We start from the raw sequence: 14,617 nt of genomic DNA on the forward strand, positions 1-14,617 counted from the left end.
AAAAACTCCTTGCCTCCGAAAAAGTGAGCATTAGTAAGTACATCATTTTCAAATGGCATATGAAATATGTCATATTCAATATCTACTAAATGATCTGTATTCCAACGTAATTTATAAATTTTCTCCATCTATATAATTTCACTTTCAAAAACTAACCCTTTTAGTCCAGAAGCCTCTAATTCTTCTTTCACAGATTCAGGGACTAATATTTGACTAAGCTTTTCCTTTATTCGAAATAGAGGAGGTAATCCACCTTTTGATGATCTTAATACTAAGTTTTCGATAGAACCTATCCTTAATGGATCTTTTATTAAAATATCATATTCTGACTTTTCATAGTCCATTTCAACATAATCATCTAAAAGCCTTAGAGCATAGTAATCTTTATTCAATTCGATATTTGGTTTATATAACCATTTTGATTTATCCTCAAACACCTCTTCATGTGGTATGGTGAAATCAAAGATTTCACAAGGAATTAATTCATATTTAAAACTGCCAAGTGATGTTAGTAAATCTATCATTCGTTTGCTGAGAACCGGAATCCATAAATCATTTGTAATGTAATCTATATTTCCAACAACATTAAAATCTCCTGAAAATACAAACTTATCAGGATTCGGAGATTCATTTCCTCCAAAAATATAACCCAATATTATATCATCACCTTTAAAAGGCATATGAAATATATCGTTCTCAATATCTACCAGATGGTCCCTATTCCAATTTAAACTATATTTTTTTTGCATATCTAATGTCCTAGCATAATTCACGTATTTTTTTTTAACATTGCCTTCAATTGATTTTCTTGTACATTTTTTGCTGCTTCCAAGTATTAGCTTATTCCTGAAGTAGTTTTATTAGCTCCTGCTGATAAGCTCCCTCTTCATCATTTATAAAAGCGTGAAATCCTGCTAATAGTCCACCAGAATCTACTTTTATTATGATAATATCCGAACCTGAATCAAAATATAAGTTAAGCTTAATACTCTTTCCATTTAGCATTTTATATTCCATTAATGCATTGTATTCATATATTTTTTTCTCTTTATAGGAGCCTATTACTAGATGTTTAATAATATCTATTAATTCTTTTTTATCTTCTACATTTAATAACTTCTTCTGATCAATAATATATGTGTTATTTCGCATAAAGTTGTAAATATAAACTTGATCTATTAATTTTGTATCCTGAATAGATGAAATAATTTTACTATTATAATTATTAATGAAAATAGCGATAGCAAAGCATATTACAAGTAAGATAATACCTTCTTTTATGGACATTTTGGCTATTCCACCCATACTATATCCTCACGTAGCTCTATTTGATTAAATTAATTTCTTTTTCTAATCATTGGAGTATTTCAATTAGTTTTTTCTTTAGAAGATTATCATTATCTTTTATGTAACAATTTACTCCGCCTGACCAGCCTTTTGAATAAACAATTAGCACAATAAAGTCAGAGTCTATATCAAAAAATATTTCAATGTATATATTCTTTTGATTATTCATTACATATTCAATCTCACCATAATATTCATACATCTTTTTTTCTTTTTTAGACCCCTTTTCTAAACTTTCAATAAGATTTGTTAATTCCCATTGCTGTTTATTATTGAGTAATTTTCCAAATGTATTTTTGTGAGTTAAGGTATCTGTAGTCTTATCAGTAAATTGACAAACTAATACGCTTGATATTTCCTCATTATTCTTTATTTTGGCAATAAATTCATTATCATAATAATTCTTCAGGAGAACAAAAGAAAAGCAAGTAATGATCAAAATGATTTTATATTTTAATGGTATATTAACAACTCTAGGCATATTATTCTCTCGCTTTGTTCCCAATTCCTGCAGGACTTTGATTGTATATTGACTGTAAACCTGAGTCGAAATCACTTTAAAAAAAGAAATTTATCAGGAATTGAAAACTCCTTGCCTTCAAAAAAAATAGGCACTTATAAGTACATCATTTTCAAATGTCATATTCAATATCTACTAAATGATCTATATTCCAATGTAATTTATAAATTTTTCCATCTATATAATTTCACTTTCAAAAACTAAACCTTTTAGTCCAGCAGCTTCTAATTCAGCTTTTACTGATTCGGGTACTAATATGGCGATACTTCTTTCCTTTATGCGAAATAGAGGAGGTAAACCTCCTTCCACTTCCTTTATGACCAGATTTGTTATAGATTCTATTTCTCCAGGAAATCCTGTTAGCATTTCATATTCTGACTTTTCATAATCCATTTCTAGAAAATCCCCTAAAGGCCTAAGGACAAAATAATCTTTATTTATTTCTACACTGGATTTGAATAACCATTTTGATCGGTCTTCAAAAACCTTTTCATGTGGAATAGAAAAATCAAAGATCTCACAAGGAATTAATTCATGCTCGAACTCACCTAATGAGGTCAGTAAGTCTATCATCCTTTTACTAAAAATCGGTATTCGTAAATCATTTGTTATATAGTCGAATGTACCAACTGAATCAAAATCGCCAGAAAAAATAAACTTATCAGGAAGTTTCTTCTTTCCTTCAAATAAAATAGCACTTGTAAGTACATCATTTTCAAATGGCATATGAAATATGTCATATTCAATATCTACTAAATGATCTGTATTGCAATCTAATTCATATATTTTTTCCATCTACAGGATTCTACTTCTAAAAAGTAAACCTCTTAGACCAGCTGCCTCTAGTTCTACTTTTACTGATTCAGTAACTAATATAGAGCTACTCTTCTCTTTTATACGAAAAAGAGGAGGTAAACCTCCTTCCACTTCCTTTAAGACCAGTTTTGTTATAGCAGCCATTTTTTTAGGATTTCTACTTAATGTTTCATATTCTGATTTCTCATAGTCCATTTCCACAAAATCACATAAAGGCCTAAGGGCATAATAATCTTTATTCAATTCTATACTGGGTTTGAATAACCATTTTGATCGGTCTTCAAAAACCTTTTCATGTGGAATACTAAAATCAAAGATCTCACAGGGAATTAATTCATGTTCAAAGTCACCTAATGAGTTTAGTATGTCTATCATTCTTTTACTTAATATAGGTATCCGTAAGTCATTTGTTATATAGTCAAATTCGCCAACCGAATCAAAATCACCTGAAAACAAAAATTTATCAGGAAGTGAAAACCTCTTACCACCAAATAGATAGACATTTGTAAGAATATCATTTTCAAATGGCATATGAAATATGTCATATTCAATATCTACTAAATGATCTGCATTCCAGCGTAATTCATATATTTTTTCCATCTATATAATTTCATTTTCAAAAACTAAACCTTTTAGTCCAGCAGCTTCTAATTCAGCTTTTACTGATTCAGGCACTAATATTTGACTAAATTTTTCTTTTATACGAAATAATGGGGGTAAACCTCCTCCAGTTTGTTTTACAACCAAATTTGTTACAGCACCCATTTCGCCGGGAAGCCTACTTAGTGTCTCATATTCAGACTTTTCATAATCCATTTCTAGAAAATCACCTAAAGGCCTTAGGGCATAATAATCTTTATTCAATTCTATACTGGGTTTGAATAACCATTTTGATCGGTCTTCAAAAACCTTTTCATGTGGAAGAGAAAAATCAAAAATCTCACAAGGAATTAATTCATGTTCAAAGTCACCTAGCGAGGTTAATAGATCTATCATTTTTTTACTAAATATGGGAAGTCTTAAATCATTCGTGATAAAGTCAAATGTACCAACTGAATCAAAATCTCCTGAAAATAAAAATTTATCAGGAATTGAAAACTCCTTACCTCCAAAAAAATAGGCACTTGTAAGTACATCATTTTCAAATGGCATATGAAATATGTCATACTCAATATCTACTAAATGATCTATATTCCAATATAAATTATATATTTTTTCCATCTATAATATTTTACTTGTGAAAATAAGACCTTTAAAACCAGCAGATTCTAATTCCTCTTTTACCGAGTTGGTAACTAATAAAGCTCTCCTCATCTCTTTTATTCTAAAGATTGGAGCTATACTTGCTTCATTTTGTTTCAGAACTAAATTGGTTAAAGTTAGGATTGAGTCATCTTCATCACCTAACAATTCATACTCTGATTTATCGTAATCCATTTCTAAATAGTTATCTAATAATCTAAAAGCATAATAGTCACGATTCACTTCGATACCTGGTTTGAAAGTCCATTTTGACCTATCCTCAAAGACATCCTCATGTGGTAGACTAAAATCAAATATTTCACAAGGAATAATTTCATATTCAAAGCTTCCTAGTGATATAAGAAAATCAATCATTTTTTTACTAAACACAGGAAGCCGTAAGTCATTTGAAATATAATCCAATGTTCCAACGGAATTGAAATCTCCTGAGAATAATAACTTTTCTGGTACTGAGAATTTCTTTCCCAAAAAAAAATATGCTCCAACTACTTGTTCTTCTTCAAATGGCATATGAAATATGTCATAATCAATATCTACTAAATGATCTTTATTACAACGTAATCTATAAATTTTTTCCATTTAAACTATTCTAGTCTTAAAAACTAATCCTTTTAGTCCTGCAGCTTCTAGCTCCGCTTTCACTGATTCGGGAACTAATAGAGTCCCGCCCTTTTCCTCGATTTGAAAAATTGGAGGTAACCCACCTACAGGTTCCTTTACAACCAGATTTGTTACAGCACCCATTTCTCCGGGAAGTCTACTTAACATCTCATATTCAGATTTTTCATAATCCATTTCCAGATAATTCCCTAAAGGCCTAAGAGCAAAATAATCTTTATTTAATTCTATACTGGGTTTGAATAACCATTTTGATCGGTCTTCAAAAACCTTTTCATGTGGAATAGAAAAATCAAAGATCTCACAAGGAATTAATTCATGCTCGAAGTCACCTAATGAGGTCAGTAAGTCTATCATCCTTTTACTAAAAATCGGTATTCGTAAATCATTTGTTATATAGTCAAATGTACCAACTGAATCAAAATCACCTGAAAACAAGTATTTATCAGGGAGCAAAAACTCCTTGCCTCCGAAAAAGTGAGCATTAGTAAGTACATCATTTTCAAATGGCATATGAAATATGTCATACTCAATATCTACTAAATGATCTATATTGCAATCTAATTCATATATTTTTTCCATCTACAGGATTCTACTTCTAAAAAGTAAACCTCTTAGACCAGCTGCCTCTAGTTCTACTTTTACTGATTCAGGGATTAATATTGAGCTAAATTTTTCTTTTATGCGAAATAGAGGAGGCAAACCTTCTTCAGTTTGTTTTATTACTAAATTTGATATAGATTCTATTTCTCCTGGAAAACCTGTTAGCATTTCATATTCTGTCTTTTCATAATCCATTTCCAGATAATTCCCTAAAGGCCTGAGGGCGTAATAATCTTTATTCACTTCTATACTTGGTTTGAATAACCATTTTGAACGGTCTTCAAAAACCTTTTCATGTGGAATAGAAAAATCAAAGATCTCACAAGGAATTAATTCATACTCGAAGTCACCTAATGAGGTTAGAAGGTCTATCATTCTTTTACTAAATATGGGAAGTCTTAAATCATTCGTGATAAAGTCAAATGTACCAACTGAATCAAAATCTCCTGAAAATAGAAATTTATTAGGAAGTTTCTTCTTTCCTTCAAATAAAATAGCACTTGTAAGTACATCATTTTCAAATGGCATATGAAATATGTCATATTCAATATCTACTAAATGGTCCGTATTCCAACGTAATTCATATATTTTTTCCATTTAAAATATATTGCCATCGAATACTAGTCCTTGGAGACCTGCAGCTTCTAGTTCATCTTTCACTGATTCAGTAACTAAAATTCGACTTGGTTTTTCTTTTATTTTAAATATGGGAGGCAATCCCCCTACAGATTCTTTAACTACTAATTTTGTTATAGTTCCCAATCTTAATGGATCTTTCATAACAATATCATATTCAGATTTATCATAGTCTATCTCAACTGTGGGATCTAATAGTCTAAGTGCAAAATAATCTTTATTTACTTCAATACCATTCTTTATTATCCATTTTGAGCGATCTTCAAAAACCTTTTCATGTGGCAAAGTAAAATCAAATATTCCACATGTAATTAGTTCATATTCAAAACTTCCCAAGGATGTAAGCAAATCAATCATTCGTTTACTAAATATTGGTAACCATAAATCGTTAACAATAAAATCAATTTCACCCAGTATTTTAATATCTCCCGAAAATAATAAATTCTTTTGAATATTATATTTACTCCCCCCAAAAAAACGAGCACGATAAGATTCGTCCATTTCAAATGGCATATGAAATATGTCATACTCAACATCAACAAGATGGTCTTTGCTCCAAGTCATCTCATATATCTTTTCCATCTATGCTTTCTCCTATTCTAACTTACCAATAATATTATGTAGTTTATTCAATAAGATTTTTTGAACTCTTTCTGTAGCTTCTAGAATTTCTTCAGGATGATCTAAAAGATCATCAATTGATTCAAATCCCAACATAAGAGCATCCCACTCATCATTTGCAACTTTATTTGCCAGATCATTATATACTGGATGGCTCCCACTATGAAATGGTAAACCTTCAGATATTCCCTCAATCTTACTATATCCAGTTTTAGCTAACATAACACCGTTATCCAAGTTATCAATATCATAAGGCTGTGAATCTAGTTTCCTCGCCAATTGGAACAAGGGATGATCACGAACTACCGCATCAGGAACAATGTGATGGGCTTCATGAAATGATAAGTCAATGTTATCTAATTGGCTAGCGTATTTATTGAGAAGCATTCTTCTTAGTTTACCTGATTGACTGACTCTATTAGCACCTTCCCAAAGCTCAATCTTATTATTCCTAACAGTCAAGCGTGCAAAGACAGAGTTCTCTGCAGATCCTTTAGTTCTTCTTATCTTCTTTTGTTTATTAGCAGTATAATAAAAAGCATATCCTTCTGGAAGCATTTCATCTGTAACTTCCATGATAGGTTTGTTTAGAATATCCCCTAATTCATCAATATTGGCAATTTTTCCATTTTGGACATTTTCAATTCGTTTAGCAATAATTGCTAACTCTTCACTAGAATCTAATAATTTTAGTATCCCATCAACATTCTCAGGTAAGACTGACAATTCATCAAACAGACTAGGATCAGCTTTCCTAGCTACATCCCCCCCTGCTTCTTTCAATTGTAGTAATACTTTCTTAAATTCAGCCGAATTAGAAAATGCTTCTTTGAACTCATCTGCATTATTTGCAAAATATTTCAATTGTTCCAGTACATGAGCACCTTGTTTAGAAGCTACCTTGCTTAATTCCCCTGCATCATCTAAGAATTTGAGATTCTTAAGATTACCGACAATAGGTAATAAACCAATCCCTGATAATAATGCTTGACCATACTCACCTTTTTGCAAGTTAGCGGTTAAATCCCGCGCATCCATGGGAGCATCTAAGCCAGTGAAACCTAAGACAAGTTGAATAGCTATAGCTAAACCGGTAGGATCATCACTATATTCCCCTTTAATTAGGTATTCTATAGTTCTTCCCATATAGCTAGGTTCATAGGCTTTGGATAGTGTAACTTCTTTGAACTCTGCAAAGTCATTGTAATGAGTTTTCGCAGAAGGAAGATTCAAAAACAAGGTACCGTCGCCAAGCCTATTTATAAAGGAAGTAATCTTCCACTCGTATTCTTCTCCATACACACTTCGAAGCTCATCCATATAATCTTGAAAATCACTTTCACTTACATTATCCCAGCTATCACCCTCACTTAGAGTGACAAGCCCACCTAAACTAGAATCATAATTCAATTCATACCCACGAAGATCATTTTCTAGGGATGTCTTTAATTCACGCAATTCATATTCTGGCTGCGTATCTAGAACTTTCAAATAGTGATCACGGTTTGCGGATAAGTAGTCAATAAAAGTTGTTTGATAATGCTGTCGATCAAAGCTTGAACCATGACACCAACTACCTCTATCACCATCGTGAAAGTAGGAAGTTTTCATCAATCTATTCTTAGATATGACCTTATCAACTAACTCCTCAATCTTATAGAGATAGGCTTCTTTATAGGTTTTAAAAGGAGGGGAACTCATAGCTGCCTCCCTTCTGATAACCACTTTTGATAATTCGTTATAAGGGCTGAGGCCCCTTCATCACTTAATAGAGAGGCTTCTTCCTTAATCCAAGCTTCTAGCTCATCGACTAAAGTATCTTTCAATCTTTCATACTCAGTAGGCTTTAGATCAACCTTTTGTCCATTATTGAGGCAGATGGTATATCCCGGAATTGCCTGATTACCGACAAAGTCATCGAGACTATCAGCTCCGGAAGCTCCCGGCTTTTTAAACAAACCGCCACCTTGATCTCCGAAGTGAGAGGTTCCACCGAGCATAGATCCTTTTTGACGAAGATCCATGTCATCCATATTATGAAGATTTTGTTCATCCAATAGAGCTTCCACTCTTTCTGCTTCATTTTCTAAGTTCTGCCTATCTTCCAAATAGACCATGGAAGAACCCTTTAGGCTTTGGATGACGTGTTGAAGCTCATGGGCTAATAATTTGATACCTTCCTCAGTTTGAGAAGAATACTCTCCACCAGCAAAATAGATATGAGAACCTATGGTGTAAGCTCTAGCTCCAGATTGGCGTGCCATGTCTTCAGCAGTGGGGCCAGTATGTATTCTTACACTAGATAAATCCACTCCAAAAGCTCGCTCAAACTGATCTCTTATACTAAATTCTAATGGTTCTTCCCTATCCAAACTTTCTGATAGATGAGGGATGGCAGACCCTCCTGCTGAACTTAAAGGATCCGTTTTATATTGACGACTTGTTTCATATTGTAGAGCCTGTTTATAGCTTTGGTACAAAGCGGTGGAGCTCTTCATAATCTGCCAAATATTGTAATAAAGTTGGTAATCGCTTCCTCGTAAATTCATTCAGAGTCTCCTAAAAACCTTTATTTCTAACTTGATCACGAATCTCATCAAGGAAATCATCTATATCAATAGTGGTATTATGACTCTTATCCGAGCTACTCCCCCCCCCTGAATGCCCCGTCTCCTTCGCCATGGCCGGTTGAGTTCGTTGATTCATGACTTGATTACGATCCTGCTGATAATGGGCATTGATCTTATCCATCGAAGTAGGGTTATTCCCTCCACCTTGAGCAAAGAAAGCATCAGGGTCAATCTTCCCCGTATTATTACCAGGAACAGAAGGAATGCCATCAGATATAGCATCTATAAGACTGTTCTGTTTATTATGACGATCTAAGTAACTACGCGAACCAGAGAAGGTAAAATCACTTGGTAGAGTAGATCCTGTCATAATCCCGGTTTTAGGCCTACTCTGATGACCTCTCCCTTTCGTTAGGGAATTATTCATCTTCAGAGAGCTAAAATCACCATAAGCCTGAGCTTTATCAATTCCCTTATTAACATTAGCTGGATTAAGATCATTTCGATAAGTCATCAATGATGATCGATTATTACTTTGGGACGTGGCGAACGCTACAGGAGCAAATCCCGAAGTATTAGATTGAACTGGTAAATTCAAATCAGACCAGGTAATGGGAATAGAGGAACCAACAGAATGTAAACTCCCTTTGTCTGTTGATTTGTATTGATTTAAATGTTGTTGATAAAGCTCACTGAGCATATCCTTATCCAATCCCAAATGTTTTGCATGAGCCGTTCTAAGATAGTTAGCTCTATCCTTTTCATTAGCCAAATTGTATCGTCCCGGATCTATACTTGGTATATTGATATTTGTAACAGAGTTAGGAGAGGAAGATTTTAACTGTTTGATAGCACTCAACAAAGAGCTCTTCCAATGAGTATCACCTGATATTTGGGAGCTTAAGTAGGAGCTAACAGCTCCAGCACTCAATCCCTGAACTTGAGAGGATTCAAGTTGTTTCATGACATCCGTTTGATCTTCCTGGGACATCCAACTCCATTCAGGTCCAAGAGCATACACTAAGGGAAAGTCTTTTTCTTCAGAACTAATATGGATGGAAGATTTTTGAGATGTATTTCCCTGCATTAATGATCTAAGTTCGTCCTTAATAAACTGGGACTGATCAGAACTTTTAATGATGTTCCTAATGTTTTGGTCATATTGGTAAGCAGAGGCCATAGGTAAGGCATTGCTTTGGAGAATCTCTAGAATATCTTTTTTGTCAGACTCAGATAGCTTATCCTGTTCATTAACAAAACTCATCAAGCTATCCCCTTGAGACTCATCCTGATTTGGAATCTTTATGACAGAGGCTCTATCCGTTCTGCCATCAACAAGGGAATTAAAAGGTTGTACTTTTTTATAGAACACTCCTTTACCCAGGTTATTATCCATTATCTGAGCGAGGCTGGTATCTTTATTAACAACTTTTCTTTTATAGGTAGAGACAACGGGACTATTAGTAGTCATCTGATAAGAAGCTTCTGCGATCTCCTTAGGGTTCATTCCCAGGCTAGAGCGAAGAGATGAGAACTGACCTAATCCATTAGTTAGGTATTTGTGATAAGAACCCCACTCTACGGGGGGGAGATCAATCCCATCAAGATAGACTCTTAATTGATCAGCAGCTAAGGCTCCCGACAAGGGGACAATCATTTCATCAATCCATTTATTTCGTTTTTCAAAGTTAAAGAGGTCCTTCGCAGTTATAGACTGCGAGACATCATTCATTGTAGAACTGTGCCCGTTTAGCACTTCCTGGAGGGTTGTATCATCTGATAAAACCAGCTGAGTACCAGCTTGCCTATTCTTTTTGACATAACGCTCAAAAGCTATATCGATTAACTCTTTTTGAGTCTTTTTGAAATCAGCCAGGTCTTGAGTTCCCTCCTGGGCGATATAACCAACGGCCTGATAAAATTCGTCACCACCCTCTGGGTCTTCTAGGTCCTGGATTTGATTTTGTAGATAAATCCAAGCCTCTTCATCTAAATGGCCCCCTAATTGACTTATAACTTCTTGTCCTTCCTGTTGATTCAATACTTGACGGGCCTCAATGGGAGTTATGTGCTCCTGATCATAATCTGGGTTGATAGCCTCTGTAATATAAGCAGAAGGAATAGGTTCTGTGACTAATACATTAAGAGCTTTTAAGATATTGGAAGAGACAGCCTGTTCATTCTTCTGTTTGTCCCTATCTTTGAGACGTTGTATATATTGTGGATCGTTTTTACCATATATCTGGATGGAGTCTTTTGTATAAGGAGCTAATAAAGAGCGATAATACTCTTCAGTTGAATCATTTCTATGTCCTAGAGCTACTCCGGATAAGTGAGCTATATCTTTTCCTCTTAAGACTTCCATAACTCGTTCTATAGACTTAGACGAATTAACTTGTCTACCACCATAGATATCACCACTTTCTGTGTAGAATATTTCAGAAGCGCCTTCTTCGAGAATATTATCAGGATCTTCCAATATCACATGAGTATCATCAAGAAATACAAGATGAAGTTGGCTATTATTACCTAGACCCCTTATAGGAGTATGTTCAGTGTAAGCCCCACCTGCTTGAGTCCAATAACCATCTTTGTCATAAGCCCCTTCCCAGTCTTTTTTAATATTACGACCTGGATCATATCCTGCAGTCCAATCAAATCCACTTTGATCTGTCAAACGATCATAGCGAACCTTATTATCACCACCTGATTTGTTTGGTGATATCTGGCCAGAGGGATGAATAAAAAGCTGATTTCCTTGAGGGGCTTGTGTATTATGGGATTGGCTCAACTCCAAAGGAAGTAAATCTTCATATTGGATACCTGATTCTTTAAGTTTGTCCTTAGATAAGGGAGAGTAGGTACTAGTTGTCCCAGCAAAACTCCAAAGCATTTGCTGACCAGTATGTTCTAGAAGAACTTGTCGTTGGAACTTGTTAAGACGGGCTTCATCGAAATCCCCTTCAGGTGAAAAAAACTCAGCATCCACATTGATATAAGGACATTGAGGACTAAAGCGTATAGCTTTTTTGAGAGTCTCCTGAACAGAATCCCGGTAATCCTTAAACTCTTGAGATGTACCATCATCTTTTTTGCGTTGTGCGTACTCACGGACTGTGCTGTCGATCTCCTGACTGAGATTTTGATAATACCCGTCCTGACTAACTTCAAGAATAAAATCCCACATGTTCTCCCCCTTCTTTTTGTAATTGTTTTGCTTTTTGAGAAGCATTAATTGTTTGATTTATCTGGCTGATCTGACTGATCCAGGATTTACGTTCTCCATGGGGCATCTTCATTATTTCTTCCCTAGACCAACCAAAATGATAGGCAATGAAAGCCACCTCACGATAGATATCTCCCGAAAGGTGGCTTAAACCTCCCCCAGTAGCTGAAACTCCCCTGTATAAGCTTGTCCACATGAGGAACAAGTCAAATTAACCTGTTTAATAATCTGATGATTGATTTGATTCATATAATCAATGAGAAAAGCAAAATCCTCAGGACATAGCTTTTCGATGGTTCGACTGGTAATCATTTTTTCCTTGCCCAGTTTTACCAGAATACGTGACAATAGAACCACGTAAAAGTAACTACTATCTTCTTTTACTCTATTATCCTGTTGTATTTGAATGAGATCTTTAACCTTGATCAGACGCATCGTACCAGATACTTTACTACCGATTTCTGGCTCAAGTCCGATTCCTCTTGGTAAGATGAATTTAAATTCTTCTCGTATCTTCATGCTTCCCCCTCAAGGATTTCGATACCTTGTTCTTTAAACCATTTCGTTAAGAACTGATTCATTTTATCAACTGTTGATTTATTTATATCCTCATAGGCAAACTCTTGGAAAAGCAGTTGTTGTACTTCCTGTTCTCTTCCTTGAGCTCCTGTGGGTAAAGAAATAGATATCTCTCCTGTTCTTTTATTGCTTTCTACATACATATTTACAACTCCAATTTACCAAAACGACCTGAACTGCTTTCTTCTAAAGGGGAAGAAGGCTCAGTAACTTGAGGTTCCTCAGTTTCACTTATCAAATGTAGCCGTCCCTTATGTCTGTAATGGACAGCATTGCCTTCCACATTAAAACTATCTAATTCAGCAAAATCATATTTTTGCTTAATGTATCGCATTAGGTGAGTAAAATTATTTATCTTATCCCATTCCGTTTGCGCTGATGTACTTTGTTGTTGTGTCACATTAGGCTTACGACTTAGTAAATCAGCTAGGGTATCTCTCAGCATGTCCTGGGAATAATCCTCTAGCATGCCTGCAATTGATTCCTTATCCATAGGTTGATCCTCTATACGTTTATACAATTCATCTAATTGGCTACTATCATAGTTCTCGTGTTTTAGTGAGCCATTATATGAGGAAGGAGAATTAATACAGTCCTTAAAGAAATAAGAACCTTCTTGAAAACATTCCACTCCCACCCGATCAAAATGGCAATTAACAAATAGGCAATTATTCCATTCAATGTCAGAACCGAAATCCCCTGCAAAATAGCATCCCCAAAACAAACAATTACTAAAATCACTTTTATGGAACCCCAACAAACCTTCACCATAGGAAGTCTCAAAACGACATTCCTTAAAGAGGGTCTGATTAAGGCTAGCTCTATTGAACTCTGTGTCCTTAAATCGACAGCTATCAAAGCGTCCTTCTTGAACAAGCCAGCGATGGTTAATAGAACGATCTACATCACAACGGCTGAAATGGGGATGATTCCAATGATTACGTAGGAATCGCACACCAGATAATTTGACATTATCCCAATGCAACTGAGTTGATTGTAAATCAAGGAAATCAGATTCCTTAACCTCCCCCGTTATCCAGGACAACTGAGTTAGGTTATTGTCAGAATAACGGACACCTGCCCAGGATACTTCCTGCCATTGTTGATGACTTAATTCTTTATCAGACAAGTCAACCTGTTCCAATTGCGTATCGTGGAGTGATCCTTTTTGTAATTCCTCATCCAGAAAACACAGATTGTAACTATTAAATTCCATTAGGCCTTAACATCCTCAGAACTAAAATCCATGCCCGAAAATAAATCAGGAATCATAATAGTATCTACCTGTCCACAACTAGGGCATTGAACCTGAGCTTTTTTCTCGATATCTCCATTGAGGTCTTTATAGAGAAGTTGAAGATATAAAAAATCAGCTTCATATAATTCCATAAGGTCTTCAGGAGTTACCTCTGTTTTATCCCCTAACAGAGTGATCACCTGACTTAATAAAAGGAGATCCCTATAGCGATGATTAAAACGGTTTTGATCATGATTCTGTATTCGCAGTTCATCACCTGCGGTAGCCAGACGCATCATACCCTTACGCTGTAGATGGCCCTTATCATCTGTAAAACCTAGGGGGAGAGTAAAAGCAATGCCTTCCATTAATCTAAATCTCCAATATTAATATGACCTGTCTGATCGTCTGATTCTTTGTAATAATCGCTAGTCTTCTGCCTATCACTAACCAAACCAAGGGCTTCCTCTAATTCTTTAGTAATACGAAGGCATTGAGGTCCATTAACACCTTTAACGGTTAATTCGACTTCACCTGTTTCACTAATGGTTACTTCTAATTCATGTTTTTGTGCCATGGGA

At 34.9% G+C, this 14,617-nt stretch carries 19 protein-coding genes; all 19 read right to left on the bottom strand.

The window, feature by feature from the left end; translation table 11 throughout:
• Positions 1–128: 128 nt before the first annotated feature.
• The 19 genes from K345_RS0105895 to K345_RS0105985 all read right to left on the bottom strand — a co-directional run bounded on the left by K345_RS0105895 (position 129) and on the right by K345_RS0105985 (position 14,613).
• Positions 129–749, bottom strand: a complete 621-nt coding sequence (locus K345_RS0105895; RefSeq protein WP_028973386.1) for a hypothetical protein — start codon at positions 747–749, stop codon at positions 129–131.
• A 91-nt stretch (positions 750–840) separates the two neighbouring features.
• Positions 841–1,305, bottom strand: coding sequence for a hypothetical protein (locus tag K345_RS0105900; protein ID WP_028973387.1), 465 nt, complete (start codon positions 1,303–1,305; stop codon positions 841–843).
• A gap of 49 nt (positions 1,306–1,354) precedes the next feature.
• Positions 1,355–1,852, bottom strand: coding sequence for a hypothetical protein (locus K345_RS0105905; RefSeq protein ID WP_211227836.1), 498 nt, complete (start codon positions 1,850–1,852; stop codon positions 1,355–1,357).
• 192 nt (positions 1,853–2,044) lie between these two features.
• Positions 2,045–2,662 (bottom strand): hypothetical protein, encoded by a 618-nt coding sequence (locus K345_RS0105910; protein WP_028973389.1) that lies wholly within the window; start codon positions 2,660–2,662, stop codon positions 2,045–2,047.
• The gene (locus K345_RS0105915) at positions 2,663–3,283 is read right to left on the bottom strand and encodes a hypothetical protein (RefSeq protein ID WP_028973390.1); all 621 of its coding nucleotides are present in this window, start codon (positions 3,281–3,283) and stop codon (positions 2,663–2,665) included. It lies immediately after the preceding gene.
• The gene (locus K345_RS0105920; protein WP_028973391.1) at positions 3,284–3,904 is read right to left on the bottom strand and encodes a hypothetical protein; all 621 of its coding nucleotides are present in this window, start codon (positions 3,902–3,904) and stop codon (positions 3,284–3,286) included.
• A complete protein-coding gene (locus K345_RS0105925; protein ID WP_028973392.1) occupies positions 3,905–4,525 on the bottom strand; it encodes a hypothetical protein in 621 nt (206 codons plus the stop codon).
• Positions 4,526–5,146 carry a hypothetical protein gene (locus tag K345_RS0105930; RefSeq protein ID WP_028973393.1) on the bottom strand — a complete coding sequence of 207 codons (621 nt, stop codon included), beginning with the start codon at positions 5,144–5,146 and terminating at the stop codon, positions 4,526–4,528.
• Positions 5,147–5,764 carry a hypothetical protein gene (locus K345_RS0105935; protein WP_028973394.1) on the bottom strand — a complete coding sequence of 206 codons (618 nt, stop codon included), beginning with the start codon at positions 5,762–5,764 and terminating at the stop codon, positions 5,147–5,149.
• The gene (locus K345_RS0105940) at positions 5,765–6,385 is read right to left on the bottom strand and encodes an imm11 family protein (protein ID WP_028973395.1); all 621 of its coding nucleotides are present in this window, start codon (positions 6,383–6,385) and stop codon (positions 5,765–5,767) included.
• Between the two features lie 12 nt (positions 6,386–6,397).
• The gene (locus tag K345_RS0105945; protein WP_028973396.1) at positions 6,398–8,125 is read right to left on the bottom strand and encodes an AHH domain-containing protein; all 1,728 of its coding nucleotides are present in this window, start codon (positions 8,123–8,125) and stop codon (positions 6,398–6,400) included.
• Positions 8,122–8,973: an eCIS core domain-containing protein gene (locus K345_RS0105950; protein ID WP_028973397.1), complete on the bottom strand. Its 852-nt coding sequence runs from the start codon at positions 8,971–8,973 to the stop codon at positions 8,122–8,124. The genes K345_RS0105945 and K345_RS0105950 overlap by 4 nt, the downstream gene beginning before the upstream one ends.
• 10 nt (positions 8,974–8,983) lie before the next feature.
• The gene (locus K345_RS0105955; protein ID WP_028973398.1) at positions 8,984–12,181 is read right to left on the bottom strand and encodes a hypothetical protein; all 3,198 of its coding nucleotides are present in this window, start codon (positions 12,179–12,181) and stop codon (positions 8,984–8,986) included.
• A complete protein-coding gene (locus K345_RS23440) occupies positions 12,162–12,416 on the bottom strand; it encodes a DUF6760 family protein (protein ID WP_037571460.1) in 255 nt (84 codons plus the stop codon). The genes K345_RS0105955 and K345_RS23440 overlap by 20 nt, the downstream gene beginning before the upstream one ends.
• A complete protein-coding gene (locus K345_RS0105965; protein WP_037571462.1) occupies positions 12,368–12,739 on the bottom strand; it encodes a hypothetical protein in 372 nt (123 codons plus the stop codon). Before K345_RS0105965 ends, K345_RS23440 begins: the two co-directional genes overlap by 49 nt.
• The gene (locus K345_RS0105970; RefSeq protein WP_028973400.1) at positions 12,736–12,942 is read right to left on the bottom strand and encodes a hypothetical protein; all 207 of its coding nucleotides are present in this window, start codon (positions 12,940–12,942) and stop codon (positions 12,736–12,738) included. The genes K345_RS0105965 and K345_RS0105970 overlap by 4 nt, the downstream gene beginning before the upstream one ends.
• A gap of 2 nt (positions 12,943–12,944) precedes the next feature.
• The gene (locus tag K345_RS0105975; RefSeq protein ID WP_028973401.1) at positions 12,945–14,015 is read right to left on the bottom strand and encodes a pentapeptide repeat-containing protein; all 1,071 of its coding nucleotides are present in this window, start codon (positions 14,013–14,015) and stop codon (positions 12,945–12,947) included.
• Positions 14,015–14,404, bottom strand: a complete 390-nt coding sequence (locus K345_RS19965) for a hypothetical protein (protein ID WP_053228105.1) — start codon at positions 14,402–14,404, stop codon at positions 14,015–14,017. Before K345_RS19965 ends, K345_RS0105975 begins: the two co-directional genes overlap by 1 nt.
• Positions 14,404–14,613 (bottom strand): DUF2997 domain-containing protein, encoded by a 210-nt coding sequence (locus tag K345_RS0105985; protein ID WP_028973402.1) that lies wholly within the window; start codon positions 14,611–14,613, stop codon positions 14,404–14,406. Before K345_RS0105985 ends, K345_RS19965 begins: the two co-directional genes overlap by 1 nt.
• Between the last annotated feature and the right edge of the window lie 4 nt (positions 14,614–14,617).

The organism is Spirochaeta cellobiosiphila DSM 17781 (genome assembly GCF_000426705.1).
Lineage (GTDB): Bacteria > Spirochaetota > Spirochaetia > DSM-17781 > DSM-17781 > Spirochaeta_E > Spirochaeta_E cellobiosiphila.

Excerpts from the sequence above, each read along its gene's own strand:
- K345_RS0105895 (WP_028973386.1), bottom strand. The coding sequence starts at position 749 with ATGCAAAAAAAATATAGTTTAAATTGGAATAGGGACCATCTGGTAGAT.
- K345_RS0105900 (WP_028973387.1), bottom strand. The coding sequence starts at position 1,305 with ATGGGTGGAATAGCCAAAATGTCCATAAAAGAAGGTATTATCTTACTT.
- K345_RS0105910 (WP_028973389.1), bottom strand. The coding sequence starts at position 2,662 with ATGGAAAAAATATATGAATTAGATTGCAATACAGATCATTTAGTAGAT.
- K345_RS0105915 (WP_028973390.1), bottom strand. The coding sequence starts at position 3,283 with ATGGAAAAAATATATGAATTACGCTGGAATGCAGATCATTTAGTAGAT.
- K345_RS0105920 (WP_028973391.1), bottom strand. The coding sequence starts at position 3,904 with ATGGAAAAAATATATAATTTATATTGGAATATAGATCATTTAGTAGAT.
- K345_RS0105925 (WP_028973392.1), bottom strand. The coding sequence starts at position 4,525 with ATGGAAAAAATTTATAGATTACGTTGTAATAAAGATCATTTAGTAGAT.
- K345_RS0105930 (WP_028973393.1), bottom strand. The coding sequence starts at position 5,146 with ATGGAAAAAATATATGAATTAGATTGCAATATAGATCATTTAGTAGAT.
- K345_RS0105935 (WP_028973394.1), bottom strand. The coding sequence starts at position 5,764 with ATGGAAAAAATATATGAATTACGTTGGAATACGGACCATTTAGTAGAT.
- K345_RS0105940 (WP_028973395.1), bottom strand. The coding sequence starts at position 6,385 with ATGGAAAAGATATATGAGATGACTTGGAGCAAAGACCATCTTGTTGAT.
- K345_RS0105945 (WP_028973396.1), bottom strand. The coding sequence starts at position 8,125 with ATGAGTTCCCCTCCTTTTAAAACCTATAAAGAAGCCTATCTCTATAAG.
- K345_RS0105950 (WP_028973397.1), bottom strand. The coding sequence starts at position 8,973 with ATGAATTTACGAGGAAGCGATTACCAACTTTATTACAATATTTGGCAG.
- K345_RS0105955 (WP_028973398.1), bottom strand. The coding sequence starts at position 12,181 with ATGTGGGATTTTATTCTTGAAGTTAGTCAGGACGGGTATTATCAAAAT.
- K345_RS23440 (WP_037571460.1), bottom strand. The coding sequence starts at position 12,416 with ATGTGGACAAGCTTATACAGGGGAGTTTCAGCTACTGGGGGAGGTTTA.
- K345_RS0105965 (WP_037571462.1), bottom strand. The coding sequence starts at position 12,739 with ATGAAGATACGAGAAGAATTTAAATTCATCTTACCAAGAGGAATCGGA.
- K345_RS0105970 (WP_028973400.1), bottom strand. The coding sequence starts at position 12,942 with ATGTATGTAGAAAGCAATAAAAGAACAGGAGAGATATCTATTTCTTTA.
- K345_RS0105975 (WP_028973401.1), bottom strand. The coding sequence starts at position 14,015 with ATGGAATTTAATAGTTACAATCTGTGTTTTCTGGATGAGGAATTACAA.
- K345_RS19965 (WP_053228105.1), bottom strand. The coding sequence starts at position 14,404 with ATGGAAGGCATTGCTTTTACTCTCCCCCTAGGTTTTACAGATGATAAG.
- K345_RS0105985 (WP_028973402.1), bottom strand. The coding sequence starts at position 14,613 with ATGGCACAAAAACATGAATTAGAAGTAACCATTAGTGAAACAGGTGAA.